At 65.3% G+C, this 20,385-nt stretch carries 19 protein-coding genes and 3 tRNA genes; 8 read left to right on the plus strand and 14 right to left on the minus strand.

All coding sequences use genetic code 11. The annotated features are described in order from the left end of the window. Positions 1-5 precede the first annotated feature (5 nt). The 3 genes from ftsH to tilS all read right to left on the minus strand — a co-directional run bounded on the left by ftsH (position 6) and on the right by tilS (position 3,702). A complete protein-coding gene (gene ftsH / locus ACPYN4_RS12710) occupies positions 6-2,012 on the minus strand; it encodes an ATP-dependent zinc metalloprotease FtsH (protein WP_281653514.1) in 2,007 nt (668 codons plus the stop codon). 112 nt (positions 2,013-2,124) lie between these two features. After that, the gene (gene hpt, locus ACPYN4_RS12715) at positions 2,125-2,676 is read right to left on the minus strand and encodes a hypoxanthine phosphoribosyltransferase (protein ID WP_076691809.1); all 552 of its coding nucleotides are present in this window, start codon (positions 2,674-2,676) and stop codon (positions 2,125-2,127) included. Between the two features lie 39 nt (positions 2,677-2,715). Then, positions 2,716-3,702, minus strand: a complete 987-nt coding sequence (gene tilS, locus ACPYN4_RS12720) for a tRNA lysidine(34) synthetase TilS (protein ID WP_424446562.1) — start codon at positions 3,700-3,702, stop codon at positions 2,716-2,718. Between the two features lie 212 nt (positions 3,703-3,914). Here tilS and ACPYN4_RS12725 point away from each other — a divergent pair, with 212 nt between their 5' ends. Further along, the gene (locus ACPYN4_RS12725) at positions 3,915-4,448 is read left to right on the plus strand and encodes an inorganic diphosphatase (RefSeq protein WP_076691811.1); all 534 of its coding nucleotides are present in this window, start codon (positions 3,915-3,917) and stop codon (positions 4,446-4,448) included. A gap of 88 nt (positions 4,449-4,536) precedes the next feature. On the opposite strand, the gene ACPYN4_RS12730 is transcribed toward ACPYN4_RS12725, so the two are convergent. Next, positions 4,537-5,961 carry a peptidoglycan DD-metalloendopeptidase family protein gene (locus ACPYN4_RS12730; RefSeq protein WP_424446563.1) on the minus strand — a complete coding sequence of 475 codons (1,425 nt, stop codon included), beginning with the start codon at positions 5,959-5,961 and terminating at the stop codon, positions 4,537-4,539. Between the two features lie 201 nt (positions 5,962-6,162). On the opposite strand from ACPYN4_RS12730, the gene ACPYN4_RS12735 reads away from it, so the two are divergent. From ACPYN4_RS12735 to ACPYN4_RS12750, 4 genes are all read left to right on the plus strand, one after another. Further along, positions 6,163-6,235: transfer RNA gene (locus ACPYN4_RS12735), tRNA-Glu, on the plus strand. A gap of 27 nt (positions 6,236-6,262) precedes the next feature. Further along, positions 6,263-6,336, plus strand: a tRNA-Asp gene (locus tag ACPYN4_RS12740). A gap of 64 nt (positions 6,337-6,400) precedes the next feature. After that, a tRNA-Phe gene (locus ACPYN4_RS12745) sits at positions 6,401-6,473 on the plus strand. 228 nt (positions 6,474-6,701) lie between these two features. Further along, positions 6,702-7,415: a DUF6998 domain-containing protein gene (locus ACPYN4_RS12750; protein WP_239281117.1), complete on the plus strand. Its 714-nt coding sequence runs from the start codon at positions 6,702-6,704 to the stop codon at positions 7,413-7,415. Between the two features lie 32 nt (positions 7,416-7,447). On the opposite strand, the gene ACPYN4_RS12755 is transcribed toward ACPYN4_RS12750, so the two are convergent. Both ACPYN4_RS12755 and ACPYN4_RS12760 read right to left on the minus strand, forming a co-directional pair. Further along, the gene (locus ACPYN4_RS12755; protein WP_239281116.1) at positions 7,448-8,302 is read right to left on the minus strand and encodes a GIY-YIG nuclease family protein; all 855 of its coding nucleotides are present in this window, start codon (positions 8,300-8,302) and stop codon (positions 7,448-7,450) included. Between the two features lie 71 nt (positions 8,303-8,373). Further along, positions 8,374-8,625, minus strand: coding sequence for a hypothetical protein (locus tag ACPYN4_RS12760; RefSeq protein ID WP_239281115.1), 252 nt, complete (start codon positions 8,623-8,625; stop codon positions 8,374-8,376). 65 nt (positions 8,626-8,690) lie between these two features. On the opposite strand from ACPYN4_RS12760, the gene ACPYN4_RS12765 reads away from it, so the two are divergent. Beyond that, entirely contained in the window at positions 8,691-9,074 is a 384-nt protein-coding gene (locus tag ACPYN4_RS12765; protein ID WP_239281114.1) for a hypothetical protein, read from the plus strand. Positions 9,075-9,136: 62 nt separating this feature from the next. Here the strand turns inward: ACPYN4_RS12765 and ACPYN4_RS12770 are convergent, their stop codons facing one another. From ACPYN4_RS12770 to ACPYN4_RS12795, 6 genes are all read right to left on the minus strand, one after another. After that, on the minus strand, positions 9,137-10,633 hold the full coding sequence (locus tag ACPYN4_RS12770; RefSeq protein ID WP_239281113.1) for a hypothetical protein: 1,497 nt from the start codon (positions 10,631-10,633) through the stop codon (positions 9,137-9,139). After that, positions 10,630-12,441 (minus strand): restriction endonuclease subunit M, encoded by a 1,812-nt coding sequence (locus ACPYN4_RS12775; RefSeq protein WP_239281112.1) that lies wholly within the window; start codon positions 12,439-12,441, stop codon positions 10,630-10,632. Before ACPYN4_RS12775 ends, ACPYN4_RS12770 begins: the two co-directional genes overlap by 4 nt. A 154-nt stretch (positions 12,442-12,595) precedes the next feature. Continuing rightward, positions 12,596-13,555 (minus strand): hypothetical protein, encoded by a 960-nt coding sequence (locus tag ACPYN4_RS12780; protein WP_239281111.1) that lies wholly within the window; start codon positions 13,553-13,555, stop codon positions 12,596-12,598. A 560-nt stretch (positions 13,556-14,115) separates the two neighbouring features. Continuing rightward, on the minus strand, positions 14,116-14,925 hold the full coding sequence (locus ACPYN4_RS12785) for a TIGR04255 family protein (RefSeq protein ID WP_343224536.1): 810 nt from the start codon (positions 14,923-14,925) through the stop codon (positions 14,116-14,118). Between the two features lie 569 nt (positions 14,926-15,494). Continuing rightward, the gene (locus ACPYN4_RS12790; protein ID WP_239281110.1) at positions 15,495-15,692 is read right to left on the minus strand and encodes a hypothetical protein; all 198 of its coding nucleotides are present in this window, start codon (positions 15,690-15,692) and stop codon (positions 15,495-15,497) included. Positions 15,693-15,743: 51 nt separating this feature from the next. After that, complete coding sequence (locus ACPYN4_RS12795; RefSeq protein WP_239281108.1) at positions 15,744-16,718, minus strand: Dyp-type peroxidase; 975 nt, start codon at positions 16,716-16,718, stop codon at positions 15,744-15,746. A 194-nt stretch (positions 16,719-16,912) separates the two neighbouring features. Between ACPYN4_RS12795 and ACPYN4_RS12800 the strand changes: the two genes are divergently transcribed. Then, positions 16,913-18,139: an MFS transporter gene (locus ACPYN4_RS12800; protein WP_424446564.1), complete on the plus strand. Its 1,227-nt coding sequence runs from the start codon at positions 16,913-16,915 to the stop codon at positions 18,137-18,139. Between the two features lie 9 nt (positions 18,140-18,148). Here ACPYN4_RS12800 and ACPYN4_RS12805 read toward each other — a convergent pair whose 3' ends face one another. Then, positions 18,149-18,427, minus strand: coding sequence for an MFS transporter (locus ACPYN4_RS12805; protein ID WP_424446581.1), 279 nt, complete (start codon positions 18,425-18,427; stop codon positions 18,149-18,151). A 159-nt stretch (positions 18,428-18,586) separates the two neighbouring features. After that, positions 18,587-19,051, minus strand: a complete 465-nt coding sequence (locus ACPYN4_RS12810) for a MarR family winged helix-turn-helix transcriptional regulator (RefSeq protein WP_239281101.1) — start codon at positions 19,049-19,051, stop codon at positions 18,587-18,589. Between the two features lie 119 nt (positions 19,052-19,170). On the opposite strand from ACPYN4_RS12810, the gene ACPYN4_RS12815 reads away from it, so the two are divergent. Further along, complete coding sequence (locus tag ACPYN4_RS12815; RefSeq protein ID WP_239281099.1) at positions 19,171-20,358, plus strand: MFS transporter; 1,188 nt, start codon at positions 19,171-19,173, stop codon at positions 20,356-20,358. Positions 20,359-20,385: the final 27 nt, after the last annotated feature.

The following is a 20,385-nucleotide window of genomic DNA, read 5'->3' on the forward strand; positions in this document are numbered from 1 at the left end:
CGAGCCTAGGCGGTCGCGGGTCGCGCCTGCCCGCTCGGGCGCCGCTGCGGCGCGGATTCCGGCTGCGGAGCCGGATCGGCGACGGATGCGGCGGCCAGCCCCGCTTCGTGGCGACGCGGCACGTCGACCGGGGGCAGCATCGACACCGGGCGCTCCTGGCTCGAGAGCCACTGCGGGCGTGGCGGCAGCTTCGTGACGTCGGTGAAGATCTCGGCGATCTCGAGGTGGTCGAGCGTCTCCTTCTCGAGCAGCGCGAGGGCGAGCTTGTCGAGGATGTCGCGGTTGGCGTTGAGCACCTCGTACGCCTCGTTGTGCGCCTGTTCGATGAGGTCGCGCACCTGCTGGTCGACGCGCTCGGCGATGCGCTCGCTGAAGTCACGGCCATGACCCATGTCGCGGCCCATGAACACCTCGCCGGAGGACTGGCCGAGCTTGACGGGCCCGACCTCGGTGGTCATGCCGTACTCGGTGACCATCTTGCGGGCGATGCCGGTGGCCTTCTCGATGTCGTTGCTGGCACCGGTGGTGGGGTCGTGGAAGACGATCTCCTCGGCGACGCGGCCACCCATCGCCCACGCGAGCTGGTCCTGCAGCTCGTTGCGGGTGACGGAGTACTTGTCCTCCAGCGGCATGACCATCGTGTAGCCGAGAGCCTTGCCGCGCGGCAGGATCGTGATCTTGGTGACCGGGTCGGAGTGGTTCATCGCCGCCGCGACGAGGGCGTGGCCGCCCTCGTGGTAGGCGGTGATGAGCTTCTCCTTGTCCTTCATCACGCGGGTCCGGCGCTGCGGACCGGCGATGACGCGGTCGATGGCCTCGTCGAGCGCGCGCATGTCGATCAGCTGCGCATTGGAGCGGGCCGTCAGCAGCGCCGCCTCGTTGAGGACGTTGGCGAGGTCGGCTCCGGTGAAGCCCGGGGTCTTGCGGGCGATGACCGAGAGATCGACCGAGGGCGAGAGCGGCTTACCGCGGCCGTGCACCTCGAGGATCTTCTGGCGGCCCTTCAGATCCGGCGCGTCGACGCCGATCTGGCGGTCGAAACGGCCGGGGCGCAGCAGCGCCGGGTCGAGGATGTCGGGACGGTTCGTCGCCGCGATGACGAGGACGGATGCCTTGGGGTCGAAGCCGTCCATCTCGACGAGCATCTGGTTGAGCGTCTGCTCCCGCTCGTCGTGGCCGCCGCCCATGCCGGCGCCGCGGTGGCGGCCGACGGCGTCGATCTCGTCGATGAAGATGATCGCCGGGGCGTTCTCCTTGGCCTGATTGAAGAGGTCACGCACGCGGCTGGCGCCGACGCCGACGAACATCTCGACGAAGTCGGAGCCTGAGATCGAGTAGAACGGCACGCCTGCTTCGCCGGCGACGGCGCGGGCGAGCAGGGTCTTGCCGGTTCCGGGAGGGCCGTACAGCAGAACGCCCTTCGGGATGCGGGCGCCGACGGCCTGGAACTTCGCGGGATCCTTCAGGAAGTCCTTGATCTCCTGCATCTCCTCGATGGCCTCGTCGGCACCGGCCACGTCGCCGAAGGTGACCGTCGGGGTCTCCTTCGTGACGAGTTTCGCGCGCGACTTGCCGAACTGCATGACCTTGCTGTTGCCGCCCTGCGCGGCGGAGAAGAAGAACCAGAACAGCACGCCCAGCAGCAGGATCGGGATGAGCAGCGACAGCAGGCTCTCGAAGAACGTCGTGCGCGGCACGACGTCGTTGAAGCCATCCTTGGGCGCCGCCGCGTCGATCGCGGTGAGCACCTCGTCGGCGCGGGCGCCGACGTAGTAGAACTGCACCTGCGTCGCGCCCTCGTACGCGTCGGAGAGCGTCATGTCCACGCGCTGATCGCCGTCGGTGTTGGTGACCTCGGTGACGGTCCCGCCCTTGAGGAGCGTGAGACCCTCCTGCGTCGTGATCTGCTTCGCGCCGGTGAGCGTCGAGATCAGCGACATGCCGATCAGCAGGAGGGCGCCGATGAGCAACACGTACAGGAACGGGTTGCGCGTGAGCTTCTTGAAGTCCATGATCCGCTCAGGCTATCGCGGCGCGACTATGTGGGGTCTGTGCATTCGCCACAGGCGAACCCTTCGACAGGCTCAGGGACCGCCCTTCGACAAGCTCAGGGACCGCCCCGCGTCAGCTGTAAATGTGCGGGGCGAGCACCGCGACATCGCGCAGGTTGCGGTAGCGCTCGTTGTAGTCGAGCCCGTAGCCGACGACGAAGTCGGTGGGGATGTCGAAGCCGACGTAGCGGCAGTCGATCTCGACCTTGGCGGCCTCGGGCTTGCGCAGCAGCGCCAGGATCTCGATCGACTCCGCACCGCGGGAGGCGAAGTTCTCGAGCAGCCACGAGAGCGTGAGGCCGGAGTCGATGATGTCCTCGACGATCAGGACGTGCTTGCCGGTGAGGTCGGTGTCGAGGTCCTTGCGGATCTGCACGACGCCGCTCGACTTCGTGCCGGCGCCGTAGGACGAGACAGCCATCCAGTCCATGGTGACCTCGCGCTTGAGCTGCCGGGCGAAGTCGGCCATGACCATGACCGCCCCCTTGAGCACCCCGACCAGCAGCAGCTCCTTGCCGTCGTAGTCGCTCTCGACCTGGCGGGCGAGCGCCTCGAGCTTCGCGTGGATCTGCTCCTCGGTGACGAGGACGGTGGTCAGCTGGTCCGAGATCTCGGCGGCGCGCATGGGTCGAGTCTAGGCGAGCGCGTCGCCTGCCCGACGCCGTCAGCGAGCCGCGAAGACGATGCGAGCGCCGGCACGGTGCGCGCGGCATCCGGGCAGGTCGATCGGTCCCTGGCCGTGCCAGTCGGTCACGAGGCGCGCGACCTCGAGGGTCTGCGCGCGGCTCAGACTCTCGCCGAACTCGCTGGCGACGACGTGGCGGATGATGCGGTGCCGCAGCGCCGGCGGGTTGGCGGCGAGGGCGGGCACGGAGACGGCGATGCCGGCCTCGGCGTGCTCGACGATGTCCTCGATGGTCTCGTCGATCATGTCGGCGAAGGCCTCGGCATCCTCCCGCAGCTGGTCCGCGGTGCGCGCGAGCGCCTCCGCCACGCCGGGGCCGAGCTCGGCCTCGAGGACCGGCAGCACGTCCTGACGGACGCGCACCCTGAGGAACCGCCGGTCGAGGTTGTGGGGATCGCTCCACGGCGGCAGACCCTGGGCGAGGCAGGCCGCGCGGGTCGCGGCGCGACGCACGTCGAGGAGGGGACGGAGGATGCGGATGCCGTCCTCGGTGCGGTCGGGGGCCATGCCGCCGAGGCTCGCGGCGCCGGATCCGCGCGCGAGGCCGATGAGGACGGTCTCGGCCTGGTCGTCGAGCGTGTGCGCGAGGAGCACCGCCTCGGCGCCGGCGTCACGGGCCGCATCGAGAAGCGCGGCCCGGCGGGCGGCGCGGGCGGCGGCCTCGGGTCCGCCCTCCGTGCCGACGTCGACGCGGATGATGCGGGCGGGAAGCCCCAGCGACTCCGCCGCCTCGGCGGCCCGCTCGGCGACACGGTGCGACCCGGGTTGCAGGGCGTGGTCGATAACCGCGGCGGATGCCGGGAGCCCCACCTTCGGCGCTTCGAAGGCGACGGCCGCCGCGAGCGCGAGCGAGTCCGCTCCCCCCGACAGCCCCACGAGGACCGGTCCCTCGACGGTGGCGAGAGCCGCGCGCACCGCCCGGCGGATCGCAGCGACGGCGGGATCGAGGCTCGGGCGATGGTCCACACCTCCACGGTACCGGCGGCGGGTGGGCTACCGGCGGGTGCCGCGGGGCGGGCGGGCGTAACTCAGTCTGGACGCGGGCCCGGCGGCGCGGCGACCCCGGAACCACGCGGCCGGCGCGCGCCCCCGCACGCGGCCAGACTGAATACGGCCCGGGCGGGCGCCGCGACTAGGCTATTCCCGGCATCCACCCGTTCTTCCTAAGGAGCACCAGCATGGGCGCATACGACGCCGTCATCGAGATTCCGCGCGGCAGCCGCGTCAAGTACGAGGTCGACCACGGCACCGGACGGGTGTTCCTGGACCGTGTGCTCTTCACGCCGATGGGCTACCCCGCCAACTACGGCTTCTTCGAGGACACCCTGGGCGAGGACGGCGACCCGCTCGATGTGCTGCTGCTGCTCGACCGCGACCTGTACCCGGGCGTCATGGCGAAGGTCCGTCCAGTCGCCGTGCTGAAGATGCTCGATGAGGCCGGCGGCGACGACAAGGTCGTCGCGGTGCTGGCGAAGGACCCGCGGTGGGCGCACATCCAGGACGTCGACGACCTCGACGAGTGGACGAAGGGCGAGATCAACCACTTCTTCGAGCACTACAAGGACCTCGAGCCGGGCAAGTGGGTCAAGGTCGACCAGTGGGCCGGCGCCGCCGAGGCGGAGCGTCTCGTGTCGGAAGCGTTCGAGCGCTTCCAGGCCGAGGGCGCGCAGACCGCCACGCAGGGTGAGGGCCACGCACCGAAGACCATCTGACGTCACGTCGACGCGAAGGGCGGATGCCGCGGCATCCGCCCTTCGTCGTTTCTCGGGCGGGATGCGGGGATGCGCCCAGGCGCAAGGCCTAGACGGAGATGCCGCGGGCGCGCAGGAACGGCGCCGGGTCGATGCGGTCCGCGCCGATCCACACCTCGAAGTGCAGGTGGCAGCCGCTGGAGGCGCCGGTGTTGCCGACGTAGGCGATGACCTGGCCCGCGCCGACCGACTGGCCGACGCCGACGTTGTAGCCGCCGTCGGCGATGTGCGCGTAGGCGGTGACGGTGCCGTCGCCGTGCTGGATCTTGACGTAGTTGCCCCACGAACTGAGCTTCTGCGCCACGATGACCCGGCCCGAGGCGGCCGCATAGATCGGCGACCAGCAGCTGGTCGCGAAGTCTATGCCGCGGTGACCGGTGGTGCAGTAGCCGTTGCCGCAGATGGTGCCGCGGTTGCCGTACCAGGAGCTGATGTACCCGGATGCCGGGCGGACCCAGCCGCTGGTGCCGGCCTGGCCGCCCGAACCGCCGCTGCTTCCGCCGCCACCACCACCGGCTGCGGCAGCCGCGGCGGCTGCGGCAGCGGCCTCTTCGGCGGCCTTCTTGGCGGCCGCTGCGGCGGCTGCCTTGCGCGCCTCTTCCTCGCGACGACGCACCTCGACGCCGGTCTGGTAGTCGGCGATCGTCTTGGCGGTGGTGTCCTTCAGGGCCGCGAGCTGCGCCTGCAGGGTGTCGAGATTGGCGTTCTGGGCGTCAAGTGCGGCTTGGGCTGCGACCGCGGCATCCTGCGCGGCGAGCATCTTCTGCTCGGCTTCCTTCTGCAGCCGGTCGCGCTCGTCGCGGGCGACCTGGGCCTGGTTGCTGAGGTTCTTGGCGTTGTCGCGGGCTCCGACGGCGTCGGCGTAGACGCCCTGGTTGGCGGCGACGAGGCGGTCCATGGTGCCGAGCTTGGCGAGGAGGTCGTCGGCGGTCGCCGCGGAACCGGAGAAGAAGAGCTCAAGGGCGGCGTCGTCGCCGCCGGAGCGGTACTGCTGCGCGGCGAGGCGGCCGAGCTTACCGGCGGTCTCCTTCGCGCGGGCGTCTTCGGCGTCGGCCTGGGCCTGGAGTTCTTCGGCCTGGGCGGCGGCGGTCTCGTACGCCTCCTGAGCGGCGAGGTATTCGCCGGCGAGGCGCTCGGCTTCGGCCTGCTTGGCGGCGACGTCGGCCTGCAGCGAGGCGATGAGCCCCTCGATGCGGGAGACCTCGCTGGCCTTCGCCGCCTCGTTGTTCTTGGCGCGCTGCACGTCGTCCCACGAGGGGTAGTCGGCGGCGAAGGCGGTGGGCGCGACGGTGAGTCCCAGCGCACCGAGGCTCAGGATGCCGACGCCACCCAGGCCGAGCGCCATGCGGCGGCTCATCGGGTTGCGGAGGGCGCGCCGTTCGCGGGGGGTGGGCGCGCAGCCGCAGTCGTCGGGCGAAATCTGCTCGTCGAGCTGCACGTCGTCGCTCCCTCTCGTCGCGGTGTCGGGTCGCACTTGTCACACGGACAACACACGCCACACTAACAACATTCGTCACATCCGCCCAGGGTCGATTTGGGCGGCGGCGAGAGGCATCCGCCTGGCCATCCTCGTCGCCGGTTGTCTCTCCAGCGGCATCCCACGCCCTCGATTTCCGAATCAGTGGACTATCTCGTATGCTTGAGCGTCGGTAAGAATGAGCCTCCGGGTTCGCTCGGCCCCATCGTTTAGCGGCCTAGGACGCCGCCCTTTCACGGCGGTAGCACGGGTTCGAATCCCGTTGGGGTCACTCTCCGACACACAATTGAATACGCATGGCCCTGTAGCGCAGTTGGTTAGCGTGCCGCCCTGTCACGGCGGAGGTCGCGGGTTCAAGTCCCGTCAGGGTCGCTCTGAAGCGACGGGCCCTTTCTTTGAAGAGGGCCTTTCGTCTAGGACATGGCTCTCGCCATGCGGCTCTGTAGCTCAGTTGGTAGAGCGCACGACTGAAAATCGTGAGGTCACGGGATCGACGCCCGTCGGAGCCACACGGACCGTCGTTACAACGGTCCCAGAAACCCTCGCCTAGCTTCTACATGGCGGGGGTTTTGCTTTCCCTGGTCAGGGGTGGTTTTCTCGCTGGCGCATATGGCTCCATCCCCCGGGCGTTGAGCGAGCGCAGCGAGTCGAAACGGCTCAGACGGATGCCGATTCGCTGGCCTCGTCGGCGGCTTGGGCCGGTCTGGGGCCGGTTAGCGCTCAGATACGGTGCAGATATGGACGCCTCATCGCTTACTGTTCGACAGCTCGCCGACGAACTCGACGTCGACCCGAAGGCCGTTCGCGCGTGGATGCGGCGACAGAGCTGGCGGCACCCTGCGGAAGCCGGCATGGCTTGGGTCATGACTGACGAGCAGGCCGAGCTGGTTCGCCAGCATTTCGCGCACAGCGATGATCAGTCACCGATAGCGATTCCGACGGGCGTCGATGATGAGCTCGCCCAGATCACCGTCGGTCAGTTGCTCCGCCGCTATGCCGGCATCCTCGCGGAGCTTCGCTACCGCGGGCTCGTGCGAACCAACAACGCGCCGATTGGAGACCTGGCCGAGTACTGCGCCGCGATCGTCTACGACGGGCTCCTTGCTCCCAACTCCGAGAAGTCCTACGACCTTGTCGCCGATGATGGACGAAAAGTGCAGGTGAAGGTCCGTGCGATTCGTTCAGACACCAGCCCGTCCGCGGTGTTCTCGCCGATTCGCTCCTTCGGCTTCGACGTCTGCATCTTCCTGCTCGTAGACGGCGAAAACGACGGGGTCATCGCTGCACGCGAGTGGACAGCCAGTGAGGTGCAGGAGGCTGGCAAGCATCGCGCCCACACGAACGGCGTCGTGGTGCGCGTCGGTCAAGTGAGGTCCGCTTCCGCCCGCGGGCTCGATCGCGTCGAGGAGTTTCAGCGAGCTTGGCAGGAGCTGACCGAGCAGACCCGCTGACACAGTCTCAGCGAACACCGCTCTCGCGGACGTCAGTTCAAGTTCATGCCATGAGCGCGTGAGTCGAGCGCCTGCTTCCAGAAGGCCTCGCGTTTGAGGATGACCTCGTCCTTCGTCTTCGGATCGAAGATCTCAAGGATCGAGTATTGGAAGTTGCCGACGATGTGGCCGTCTCCGAGATCGTGTCGCATCCTCTCGAGTTCGCGATTCCCACCCGTGAGGTTCTTCAGGTGCGCGTAAGCCGCCCACCGCTGCCACAGACCGTTCGCCTCGCCCGACGCGGATCCAACGTACAGTCGCCCGTCGCTGAGATCGGTGATCACGTACACGCCCTTGACGCTCGAGAGCGCGTCACGCCAGCTCGGCTCGTCGTTGGCGATGATCCGCTGGAGCTCGTGATGCCGAAGTCTGACGTTCTGGTAGCCAGGGAACGTTCCGAGCTTCGTATCTGGTGCGAGCTCGTACACCTCCGGTCCAAGTTGATCCTGAACACTCTCGTACTTGCGGAGATAGACGTTTCGGCCGATCGGACGCTCGAGTTTGATGATCAATCGCTTGATGAACTCCGAATGCAACGGCAGCGCTTCAAGGTCGTACCCGTACGCGTTGATCGCCGCCGGAACGATCGGTGTGACCTTGAAGAATCCGCCAAAGATGAAGTACTGCGGGCCGTAGGGGTAGTACTGCGCCCAAGCGAGGAGGTACCGGGAGTTTCCGAGATTGTTGTTCGTCTGTTTGGTCCGCCAACGACTCATGTTGAGCCACTCCTCGTGGTCGTCCATGAGGAGGTCCCACGCTTCGCCGCCACCGCCGCCTGCTCGCATGTTGAACTTCAGCTTGGTCGAAGAGGGCTCGGGTACCGGCAGGAAGTCGGTCAGTCTGATCATCGTCACCTCGTTGAACGTCTACGACCGAAGGCTATCGGCGGCGCCTGGAGGACAGGGCGCAATCGGCGCATTCAGCCGTTCGCACTCGATTCTGCAGCCGGCGCTACCTTCACGATGGCGGCGTAGTCCTCGTCTGTGAGCAGATCGGAGATGTATGCGAACTCGACCGCGTCGAAGCTGTTCGGCACCGACTCCCAGTCATCAGCGAGCCCTGTTGTCTTGTACTGCGGCTCGTAGTGCCAGGTCTTGAGGACGCGGACAAGCTCGTCGTGATCGATCTCGCCCCGCTGGGCCCGTCTAACGATGTCCATCGCAGTCTCCATGGGCCTCCCTTCCACTGCACACCCTTGCACGGAGCACGGACGCTGCCCATGGGATGCGTCGCTGCATGGCCGAACCTCGATCAACCCATTCCGCCCGGATCGAGCCGCTCGTGTCGGTCATCGACGACGACCTCAGCGGAGTTACGCCTGCACTCGACGAGCAGCTCAACCTCCGCCACCGAATGCGCGAGCTCGCTGCCGAAGAGTTCGACGCCTCCTTTGGGTCTGACGCGTCACGAAGGCTGGGCTTCCCTCGGAACCCCGCGGATGCCCGGATCACGCGACCGATCGCCGATCTCGGCAGCTTCATGACGCGGACTCTGGAGAACCGCGCGCCCGACCTTTTGCCTGTCTTCGAGGACTGGCAGCGACGGTTCGAAGCGCGTGACATCAAGCCGGTTGATTCCAACGCGAAGACAACCCGCGTACGGCGCCCGCGAGCCAAATAGATCACGACGTGACGGCTACGTCACACGGAAGCGACCGACTCCGGCCCGAACGACGGGCTGATTCAACTCGCGAGCGTGCGATCCTCCGCTGGCCCGTATGAGTCGAAGACTTCGCGAAGGCTGACGCGCGCTCCAACCCGCGCCCGCACGACGGTCTCAACCAAGCCGGAGATAAGGGTGCGAAGCTCTGGCGAACGCGGTACCGGCAGCACGACCTCGAGAACTCGCTGGCCGAGCGTGTCGATAACGTCTCGGGTGAACTGCTTCGTTCTGAATTGGCGCTTCACGATGTACGAGTTCAGAAGCCCGAACAACAGGAAGGGATCGAGACCCTCGCTCGTGCTTCGCACGCGAATGAGGCCCCCGCAGTAGAGGCTCGCCGCGTCATCCTGAAGCACGATGCAGGATGAGCCGACGAGGTACGTGCCATCCCGCACAAGCAACACATCGAGTTCACGAAGGTCTTGCTTCCGTCGGTAGTCGTCGAAGATCTCCTTTGAGACACCCTGCTTCGGATTGTGGATGATTTCCCAGTTGGAGAAGTCGGTCGTTCGGAGGAAAGGATAGGTTCCGGTCCCGTAAGCCATCTTGCCAACCTCGTGGCCCGTAGACAGAGTCAGGTCCCCTCGCTCCACGAGCTCATTTATCGTGATGAGCTCACAGTTGTCCTTCATCGCATCGAGCTCGCGATCAATGGATACGTCGTAATAGGTCGGGAGGTAGATACCCCCTCGAATACCGTCCGGCGACTTCCAGAAGGCCTGGAACTGTCCCATCTCTGACGAAACTGCCGGGGCTCTGTGATGTTTCTTGCTTGAATCGTCGTCGCCGTACACCAGCTTGCTCAGCTCCGCGTCGTCGCCGTCAAGCAGAACTTGCTCCATAGCCGCACCGAACCCGGCAATAGTCCGCTTGAACGAAGCGCGTCTCTCGAGTAGCCGGCGCACGATCCGACTCGTCTCTAGCCTCTTCGCTTCGTCGCGCTGCACTAGTACAGGCAACTCCCCCACGCGCTGGCCGAGCGTGTCGATGATGTCCGCGGTGAATTGCAGCGCGCGCACGCGCGCCTGCGTAATCGCAGAGTTCATCGAGGCAAAAAGTAGGTAAGGATCGAGTCCAATGCTGTTGGGGAGCACACGCATACGAACGAGATGAGACTGATAGATCAGGTCTCCGTCTTCAGGCATAACCACGGCCGAGTTGCCGACGAGGTAGGTGCCATCCCGAACTAACAGCAGATCGCCGGGCTTTACGTCCTGTCGAGCGCTGTACTCCCGGTAGACGTCCTCTGACACCCCCTGCTTCGAAGCGACTTTGATCTCCCAGTTCGGGATATCGCTGGTGCGAACGAACGGGATGTCGCCTGTGCCGTAGGCATGCTTGCCGATCTCGTGGCCCGTGGCAAGTGCGAGCGCGCCAGCTTCAACCAACTCCGCGACGCTGAAGACTTCATAGTCACGCGCCAGGTCGTCCAGTAGGGCATCGACCTCAGGCGAGTAATACTTCGGTATGTACGTTACGTCCCGCACCTCTGCCGGACTCAACCAGAACGAGATCACGCTAACACCGGCTCGGCGCCTGGACCTTGCTTGTAGAGTGCTGCGACCCGTGGCACATCGTCGAGCAACGTGCGCTCGCCATTCTCGACTCGGTAGGTGGGGTTCCCTCGAGAGTCATGCCCGCACCACTTGACGTCACACATAAAGATGGGTGCACTGCTGGGAGTATCGTGCGGCCCTCGCTTCTGCAGGATCACGACGACGGTCTTAGCGTGCGTATTGGGCTGGAATAGATCCTCGGGCATCGTAACGACGGCCTTGATGTCCGCGCGCTTGAGCATGTAATCAATGACGTAACGGTACTTGGGCATACCGAAAACGCTTTCGAGCAAGACAATGCCGAGGCGGCCGCCGTCTTTGAGCAGGTCAAGACAGCGCTCAACAAACAGGATCTGCGGCGCCTGCTTATCGGCGACCTTGCCCTTCTTGAACGATCCGTGATCGGATGTCCAGCGGTGACCTAACTCAAATCGCTGCAGTGTCTCAACTTCATCAATCGAGAGCTTCTTGCCGTAGGGCGGGTTGCTAAGTACGACATCGAACGTTCCGAGCTGGATTCCATCGCGAGTCTTCGATGACCAGGAACTCGGCGCGTCCAAGCTGTTCTCACAAAAGACGCCGCCGCGCCCGTCACCGAGCAGCACCATGTAAGCCTTCGCTACCTTCGCAAGGAAGTCGTCCTTATCGATGCCGCGGAAGTTGCTTATTGCTGCTTTCTGCTTCTCCGCAAAAAGCTCGTTGTCTGGCCACCCGTAGTCAGCGGCCTGCTGATCGATGTGTCGCCATACGTGCCGAAGCGCTTCCACGAGGAATCCACCCGAGCCACATGCGGGGTCAATGATCTTCTCCCCGGGACGAGGGTCGATCATGTCGACGACCATCTGCACGACGTTCCTAGGCGTAAAGAACTGACCCTGAGGCCCCTTGAGCGACGGACCGATGAAGGTCTCGAACGCCTCGCCCACGGCGTCACGCTCGCTCTCGCTGAGCGAGAACTGCTGTAGAGCGCCGACGACGTACATCAAGGACTTGCTGTCTAGCTCGATCCGATCGCTCTTCGCGATCACATCCTCGTACTGATCCTTCACTCGGTCGAAGAGGCCCTCCACGCGCTTCTTGACCTCGCGCGTGTCCTCGTCGAGGCCGGCACGGAACTGGACCATGTCGTTCGGTTTTGTGAATCGCTCGTCGTAAATCTTGCAGAAGATCAAGTTGATGATCTGCTGTGCGAACACTTCATCCCTCGTGATGCCTACGGCATTAGCGGCGAGATAGTTGCGAATGGACTTGAAGACAGCTTTGAGGTTCGAGGCCGGTCTGAGGTCTTCACGTCGGAACTGGCCAACATCCTCGACTCGCTGGCCGAACTTGGGGATGTTGGGCACCTCTTCGAAGGTCACCCGACCCTTAGCCTCAGATTTCAAGAGGAACAAAGTCTGAGCGCCGTTGAACCACACCCCGAGGCGCGCCCGCGAGAACCTCAGATAGTCCTCGAGCTGGGTACGTCCGTCCTTACGGTTCTTCTGTTTGCACTCGACGATGATGTAGCAGTTCTCTTCGGTCCGTGCATCGGAGGTGAAGACCGCGATGTCGACCGGATACTCCTTCGCGCGGTCGCTCGGCCGTGCTTTCACGCGATGCTGAGGACGAGTCTGAACGCGTGACTTCGGGTAGCCGTAGTCTTCAACGAGGAGCCGCGAGAACGGCTGGACAGCTTCCCGCTCTTCGGGAGTGTTCCTGACCTGGAGGCCCGAGACGTAGTCTTCGAGATAGGCATCGCTCAGCGGCGTGGTCGGCTCATCGGTCACAGTCCGACTTTACTGTCGACGCCAGACACCGGCGGTCCGTCAAGCCGTGTGTGAGAACTTTCTTTACTCGTTCAAGGCCGGCCTCCGGCCGGCAAGGCGAGCAGGAAGCGCTGCGGTGCGTCCGGTCCTCGCTACGCTGCGGTCCGGGCGCTCCTCACGCTTCCTGCTCTCCTGCACCGCCGTCGCTGATGCGCGGCAAAGGTGGCGAGAGATGAGACAGGTCGAGCTCGTCCGACCGACGGTACTGCGCCATCGTAAATTCGGTCTCATCAACGATCGAAACAGCCACCGCCTTGACCGCATTGCGCACAGCTGACAGCTCCGACAAAGGCCCCGTTGGAACCACGATGGCTTGGAGAAGGTCTGCGAGTTGCCACCACAGCGCGTTGCGCCGTTCACCGGTCGGCCGAGGCGCTTTGTCGGGAAACAGTCGCTCGGCCACGCTCGCGATCGTTCCGGCGGGCAGTTCGTCAGCCTCAGACGGGTTCCAGTCAGCTGGCTCCTCCGACAGCAAGGGCAGCTCTCCAGGCTCCAGGACGATGTACAGCTCTACCGACGCGCCGTCCCTGGTCCAGTCATCAGCCGCAACCCGTATTTCGGCGATCATCTCGATCGCGCGACCGAGCGGACTGTTCGGCTTCCCTGCCTTGCTCAGGACCAAGTCACTGAGCCCGCCGAACCACGGGACGATGTTGTCCGGCAAGGCGAGCCGTGAGAACCTGCGACCGACCCTCTGCGCAAAGCGCCGTTGGGCTGCCCACTGCTCGTCTGGGATAGATCGCTCAACTGACAGCTCCATCGCGGCTGACTTCGAGATCGACGACACCATCTCTAGATCAGCGAAGAGACCATCAACCTTCTCCTCGACAGCCACCCACCGCGGCCGCTTACCGCGGAGTGCATCCCTCGCTGTTGCAGAATCTAAGCGGACCGCTTTGGCTACCACGATGTTCGGCCTGTCCTTTGGACGGACGAGGTCACAGGTCTGCGAAATGATGATCACGTCATCAGGGCACTCAACAAGCTCCGATCCCACGTAAATCTGCCGCAACCCGAGGACGTCTCCCTGACGCAGCTCGCGGCAAAACGCGTCGAGACGCTCATCATCGTCCACACTCAGCTCGGGTCCAGTGCCGCTTCCAGTGCAACCACACGCGGCTGAGCTTCAGCGAATGCGCTCAGCGCAAGCTTCCGGAATGCCTCCAAGGGACTCTCACCTGAGCTATCAGCGCTGATCAGACGGCTCCGAACTTCGCTCGGGTCTGCTGAATCAACGGCGGTCAGCAGTCGATCAAACTCGACGAGGAGCGCGGAGTTCGAGGCACTGAGATTTCCACCCGACGCCCAGTGGTGAGCCGCGCGACGCGAGACATTGAACGCTTTCGCAAACTGGTCCCAAGTCAGTCCGGATCTTTCACGTACGCGTCTCACTGTTTCAGCGGTCGATTCCACAACCCGCGGCGTCGTCGCCGCCTGTGTTCGCTGAACGATCGATGTCGCGTTCACCACCGAAGGCATTGCAGCAGGCGCGCCAAGGAGAACCGAGGTCGCCGTCGCAGCCCCCACGACGAAGAAGAGAACTGGGGAGTGCTTGGGGAGGTCTGAATGGAGGGCGTAGTCGCCGCTGGTCACACCCAGCGCGCGCGGCGGAGAGTCAAGAGTAGCCAGCACGACCTATCCCCCAAATCTGTCTATGAATGATTCTTTCACCGACCACCGGAAGAAGCCGTAGGCGAGAGTGGTGAGTTCCTCCAGCCGTTCCAACAGTTGCGCGGGGTCGAAAGCACTTCGACTCTCGTCAAAAGCGTCGATGTCCAGGATCCAGCTCGGATTGGAAACCGCGGCGAGGCTGGCATCATGGGTCGCGTTAGGCGGCATGAATCCCCACTTCGCCAGTAAGTTTCCACGGTCAGAACGAAATAGCGACTCGGTGAACGAGTGAACTAATTCGACGTTTGACGGAGCCGGCACGGCACCTGCCCCGAGGACAGTGGCATGCACCAACTCTCCGAGATCCGCATACTCGAGGGGATCGTGGATCCTGTTGACGTATCGCCAGCCGACCCGCTGGGCGGCCGGAAGGCTGGTCAACTCAGAGACCACGCTCAAGACGCGGGCGAAGCGTTGCGTCATGTCCTGCCGCGAGGTGTACGCTCCGCGATTCTCGAGCGTGACAAAAGTTGGCGCGAAGTAGACGCACCAGGTGTCGTCTACTGATACCCACTGCCGCACGGCCGGAACCGCTTGGGGTCGGACCTGACCAGTCTGAGTATCGAGCTCGAACGAGATCCCCTGTGTCACTGGGCTCAGGGGATACTCGTCCGATAGCCTGGTGCCGATTTCTTCGGCGACCGCCGAAAAGCGCGTGGACAGTAGCGTGTGCTCGGGCCATTGGACCTGACATAGCACTCGCACAAGCGGTGCTCGCTCAAGATGAACTTCTTGGTGCTTCCGGGCGAACGGGCCATCAGACTCACTTATCACACTTCACACTATACTTCACATGAATCGTCGCGGCTGGATTTTCCCGCGACTGTTGACTCCGCGGTCGATCATGCTGCACTCGACGACGAGTGCACGAGCGATGGGCCGGTCCCGGGCCGGAAACCCAGATCAAACCACCCACGATCAGCCACCACCAACGAGCACGACTTCCGCGGAATCACGCGGCAAACGAGCACTTGTGAGCGCCCACCAACCCGGCGCATACAACTGAAAATCGTGAGGTCACGGGATCGACGCCCGTCGGAGCCACTGAACCCCCGAGGTGGCTTCTACACGGAGGGGGTTCATCTTTTTACCTGGTCAGCGTGGGTTTTTTCTGCTCGGTCACTGAGCGAGCGTAGCGAGACGAAACGTCGCTCGCGGATACCAGCCACGGGTCGCGTGAGGCGATTGTGCCGGGAATGTGCCGGAACTCCTCCGAAACGAGCGACGGACGACGGTCCCGACAATCTGAGCCACAGGGAGCCGTGACAAGTCGCGCATTTGCGCGCATTCCGTCCACTGGAGTCGGCTCGGTGCGGACCGCGCCACGTGCCCAGCAACACGGCCTAATAGTCGGCGTGTGCCTCGATCTCGATGTCGTCGCGTGTGGCCGCCTCGGCCCAGGCGCGCAGCGATGACTTCAGTTCGCGGAGCAGCCAATCGGCGGGAAGCGGCGCGGCGGCCTCGAGCGCAGCGAGTGCTCGCACGCGCTCATCGACGGTGCCGGTCAGCTCAGGAGGCTCAGCGATGTGGTCGTCGACCATTTCATACTCCGTACTGTTGTGTGGGCTTTCTCGGTGATCGCTGCGCGAAGCTCAGCCGGCGTCCCCGCCGAGGCTTGCCAGGACGTCGGCGCTCGGCGCGAAGAAGGTCGATCCCGTCACGGCTGTCGAGAAGTCGAGGATGCGATCGTGCAGGCCCGGCGGATCTCCGATGAACATGCGCTCGAGCATCTTCTCGATGACCTCGAGGAAGCGCGCGTATCCGATGAAGTAGGTGCCCATCTGGGTGCCCGGACTTCCGAAAGGCATGTTGTCACGCAGGATGTCCTGCTCCTCGCCGTCAGCGCCGGTGATCGTGGCGAGGGTCTTGTGCGCCTTCTGCCCGCTAGCGGCGTCGGCGAGCTCGACGTTGTCGGCCTTTCGGCGGCCGATGATCGCCTCCTGCTGCTCGGTGGTGAGGGCGTTCCACGCCGCGAGCGGATGAACGTACTTCTGCACCACGACGTAACTGCCGCCCGCGCCCGCAGGGTCTTCCTCCCCCACGATCGTCGAGGCGGGAAGATCGGGCCCGACGGGGTTCGCCGTGCCGTCGACGAAGCCCAGCAGGTCCCTGGCATCGAAGTACCGAAACCCCTCCGTCTCGTCCTCGATGGAGACCGCGTCGCCGAGGGCATCCATGAGGAGGCGCTCGAACTCGAACGTCAGGTCCCGCCGCCCGGACCGAATGTGGAACAGCAGATCGCCCGGAGTGCTCGGAGCCGTGTGGGACGCGCCCCGGAACTCTCGGAACGGATGCAGCTCCTGCGGCAACGGGCGCGCGGTGAGCTTCGGCCACACTTGGGCGCCGATCCCCACGATGCACGAGAGCGCCGCGTCGAGGTCGCGGAACCCGACCGTCTTGATCAAGCCCGCCACGTCCGAGAGAACGTCCCGCACGATCTCGATCGCCTCGGGCGCATCGCGCACCGTGACCACCAGGAACACCGCCGACTGCGACAACGGCGCGTCGATGGCCTGCGCGTCCAGCGGCACCCGCCTGCTGGATGCCTCGGAAGCTCCATGTGCCATGCGTCCTCATCATCCCTTCACGCGGGTCGCGACCTGCGTCCGCTGTCTCACTCTACGAACCACGGTAGACGCCCGCTTTCGACGGGTGTCGGGAGAACTCTGGATGAGAGTCGTGCGCCGCGCACTGGCCGTGGGCATAGACAGGGAGCGATGCGCGTTCACTTCGACGCGCGCCGGAACAGGAGGCTGTTGTGATGACCGACGTCCGTCCCACCGTCACCGGAGCACGCGCCCGGATCCCGCACGGCGTCGCGTTCTGGATCGTGGCGACCACGTTCCTCCTCGTGATGGCGTACTCGACCGTTCCCACGCCGCTGTATCCGCTGTACCAGGACCTGGATCACTTCCCCGTGACCATGATCACCCTGATCTTCGCCGCATATGCGGTCGGAGTCGTCATCAGCCTCTTCTTCGTCGGGCACATCAGCGACTGGACCGGACGCCGCCGAATGCTGACGATCGCCGTGCTCGTCTCAGCCCTGTCGGCGGTGATGTTCTTGGTGTGGACGGACGTTCCGGGGCTTCTCGCCGCACGACTGATCAACGGCGTCAGCGTCGGCATCCTCACCGCGACCGCGACCGCGCACCTCGGGGAGTTGCGCGCGAAGGCGAAGCCGACCGAGGACGGCATCGTCGCCGCCTCCGTCGCCGGCGCCGCGAACCTCGGCGGCCTAGCGCTGGGTCCTCTGATCGGCGGACTGTTCGCCGAGTTCCTCCCGGACCCCCTCGTCCTCCCCCACGCCGTCTTCCTCGTCGTCCTCATCGTCTGCGCGATCGCCGTGACCGCCGTGCCCGAGACGGTCGACACCGTCGCCGCCGCGCGCACCTACCGCCCGCAGCGCCTGTCCGCCCCGGCCGCGTCACGCACGGTGTTCGTCGCCGCGGGTTTCGGCGCGTTCGCAGGTTTCGCCGTCTTCGGGCTGTTCACGTCGCTGGCTCCGACCATCCTCGTCGGCACCTTCGCTGCGCCCGATCATCTGCTGGCAGGGACGACGACCTTTGCGGTGTTTGCCGCGGCGGCTACCGGCCAAGTGGTGCTCGCGGGCCGCACGCGGCGCACGCAGTTGACGATCGCCACGATCTGCTGTGCGCTGGGGCTGACGGGCATCGCTGTGGGCGCGGTCATCGCCGTTCTCCCTGTCTTCCTCATCGGCGGCGTGGTCGCCGGGGTTGGGGTCGGCGTGCTCTTCAAGTCCGCCATCGCGACGGCCGCGAGCATCGCCGAACCGACCCGCCGCGGCGAGACCCTCGCACTGATCTTCCTCGTTGCGTACTGCGGACTCGCGCTGCCTGCCATCGCGATCGGCGTGGTGCTGACCTTCGCGCCGCAGACCCTCGTGCTCCTCGTGTTCGCGAGTCTCACCCTGATCGCAACAGTGTCCGCATCGCTCGTGATGCGACGCGGCGCCGACACCGCGTGAGCCCCGGCCTCACCGCTCGCGTCGCCGACCGTGCGGCGGTCGAACCTCGATCGGTCTGAGGTGCTCGACGATCGGCGGATGGGCGCTCAGGGCGCGCGCCCGCTGAAGGAGATCGGCGTCGAAACGGGTGTTGCGCGACTGGAGCTGATCGCGATACTCACGCCACGACCCCACGCGGAACACCTCAATGTACTCCTCCGGCGCACCGCTTCGCTGCAGAAGTCGCCACTTCCGCGCACCGGTCCGGTAGCGGCTCTGCTCGACCTCGCCCATCAGGCGCAGAAACATGTCGGCGTCCTCGGCAGCGACGTCGTACCGCACCGTCACCAGGACGGCCGTCGGTGGCAGGGGTTGCTCGACTCATGACGAGGGACGTTGCGACGAGAAGCGAAAGCGCTGCCGCACAGATACCTCGACGCTCGTCCGGCCGTGGCGACGTAGAAGGACTCAGTTGCTGGCGCGCGCCGCCGGCAGTGCTGCATATCCCAGGGCGTCGACGACGCCCTCGAGTTCCGGCCGCGTGCGGGCCTCTTCCAGCGCAGCCTGCAGCGCCTCGTCGTGGACGGGCTTTGCCCGGTGGTAGAGCTCGCGGCCAGCGGTGGTCGGCTCGGTATAGATGCCACGCCGATCGTCCGCGCAGAGGATTCTGGTCAGCAAGCCGCGGTCCTCGAGCCTCGTTACCAGGCGCGTGGTCGCGCTCGGGCTGAGAGCGGTGGCGCGGGCGAGCTGCTGCATCCGCATGTGCCAGCCATCTTGGCGGCTGAGCGCGTCGAGCACCGTGTACTCGACCACCGAAAGGTCCACGGCGCGCGTCAGCGCTCGCTCGAGCTCCGTCTCGATCAGCCCGTGAAGCGCAGCCAAGGTGCGCCACCCTTGCGCACGCACCTCGACGGCATCGTCGGCAATGCCCATGACGGCCCTCTTTCCACTTACTTGCTTGCGCTTTGTATTTGCGTGTGCAAGTATTATGCCCGCGATCGCAATATCCCGCGATTACAACTAATCCCCTCTAAGAGTAACAGGAGAACCCCGTGCCACTCGGACTCATCGCGCTCGCCGTCGGCGCCTTCGGAATCGGACTGACGGAATTCGTGATCATGGGGCTGCTACCCGAAGTCGCGGGCGACTTCGGCGTCGACGAGGCTACCGCCGGCTGGCTGATCTCCGGGTACGCCCTGAGCGTTGTCGTCGGCGCGCTCGGGCTGACTGCGGCCACGACCCGCCTCCCCCGTAAGCCAGTGCTGCTCTCCCTGTTGGTGCTGTTCATCGCGGGCAACGTGCTCACGGCCGTCGCCTCCGGGTACGGGATCGCGATGCTGGGTCGCATCATCGCTGCCCTGTGCCACGGCGCCTTCTTCGGTATCGGCTCCGTCGTCGCCGCCGGGCTCGTCGCACCGGACAAGAAGGCTCGCGCCATCGCGATCATGTTCACCGGCTTGACCGCCGCGAATGTGTTCGGCGTTCCGTTCGGCACCTTCCTCGGTCAGCAGGCCGGATGGCGATCCACATTCTGGGCGATCTCCGCCGTCGGCGTCATCGCGTTCATCGGCATCGCCGCCCTCGTTCCGGTGGGATCTGGGCCGCAGGTGACGGTGCGGCTGCGCGACGAACTGCACGCGTTCCGGTCCGGACAGGTCTGGCTGTCCCTGCTGACCACAGTGCTCGCGTATGGCGGCATGTTCGGCGCCTTCACTTACATCGCCTACACCCTCACCGAGGTCAGCGGCTTCGCGACCACGACGGTGCCTTGGCTCCTCGTCCTTTTCGGTCTCGGCCTCGTGGCCGGGAACTGGTGGGGCGGACGCCTGGCCGACCGCACGATCGACGGCACGCTCATCGGCTTCATCGCCGCGCTTGTGGTCGTCCTCGCCCTGTTCGCGGCGTTCGCCGGCTCCTCGATCGTCACCATCGCGGCGCTTATCCTCATGGGGGCGTTCGGGTTCGGCACTGTCCCCGGCCTGCAGAGCCGCATCATGCTATACGCCGGCGACGCCCCCACTCTCGCTTCCGGCGCGAACATCGGTGCGTTCAACGTCGGCAACGCGCTCGGCGCCTGGGCCGGCGGCATCGGCATAGCCGCGGGTCTCGGCTACACATCACCCATCTGGATCGGCGCCGCGATCACCGCCCTCGCCCTCATCGTCGTCGTGGTCGCCGCGCACCAGGCCGCACGCACCACACCCACGGACGCGCCGGCGATGCCCGCAGTCGTCAACTGATCCACGCCCGAACGATGGAGCCACCGA

The sequence above is a fragment of the Microbacterium sp. CH-015 genome (assembly GCF_049707015.1).
GTDB classification, from domain to species: Bacteria; Actinomycetota; Actinomycetes; order Actinomycetales; family Microbacteriaceae; genus Microbacterium; species Microbacterium aurum.

Excerpts from the sequence above, each read along its gene's own strand:
- ACPYN4_RS12790 (WP_239281110.1), bottom strand. The coding sequence starts at position 15,692 with ATGGTCGACGACCACATCGCTGAGCCTCCTGAGCTGACCGGCACCGTC.
- ACPYN4_RS12760 (WP_239281115.1), bottom strand. The coding sequence starts at position 8,625 with ATGGAGACTGCGATGGACATCGTTAGACGGGCCCAGCGGGGCGAGATC.
- hpt (WP_076691809.1), bottom strand. The coding sequence starts at position 2,676 with ATGCGCGCCGCCGAGATCTCGGACCAGCTGACCACCGTCCTCGTCACC.
- ACPYN4_RS12765 (WP_239281114.1), top strand. The coding sequence starts at position 8,691 with ATGGCCGAACCTCGATCAACCCATTCCGCCCGGATCGAGCCGCTCGTG.
- ACPYN4_RS12810 (WP_239281101.1), bottom strand. The coding sequence starts at position 19,051 with ATGGGCATTGCCGACGATGCCGTCGAGGTGCGTGCGCAAGGGTGGCGC.
- ACPYN4_RS12750 (WP_239281117.1), top strand. The coding sequence starts at position 6,702 with ATGGACGCCTCATCGCTTACTGTTCGACAGCTCGCCGACGAACTCGAC.
- ACPYN4_RS12725 (WP_076691811.1), top strand. The coding sequence starts at position 3,915 with ATGGGCGCATACGACGCCGTCATCGAGATTCCGCGCGGCAGCCGCGTC.
- ACPYN4_RS12795 (WP_239281108.1), bottom strand. The coding sequence starts at position 16,718 with ATGGCACATGGAGCTTCCGAGGCATCCAGCAGGCGGGTGCCGCTGGAC.
- ftsH (WP_281653514.1), bottom strand. The coding sequence starts at position 2,012 with ATGGACTTCAAGAAGCTCACGCGCAACCCGTTCCTGTACGTGTTGCTC.
- ACPYN4_RS12805 (WP_424446581.1), bottom strand. The coding sequence starts at position 18,427 with ATGTTTCTGCGCCTGATGGGCGAGGTCGAGCAGAGCCGCTACCGGACC.
- ACPYN4_RS12755 (WP_239281116.1), bottom strand. The coding sequence starts at position 8,302 with ATGATCAGACTGACCGACTTCCTGCCGGTACCCGAGCCCTCTTCGACC.
- ACPYN4_RS12800 (WP_424446564.1), top strand. The coding sequence starts at position 16,913 with ATGACCGACGTCCGTCCCACCGTCACCGGAGCACGCGCCCGGATCCCG.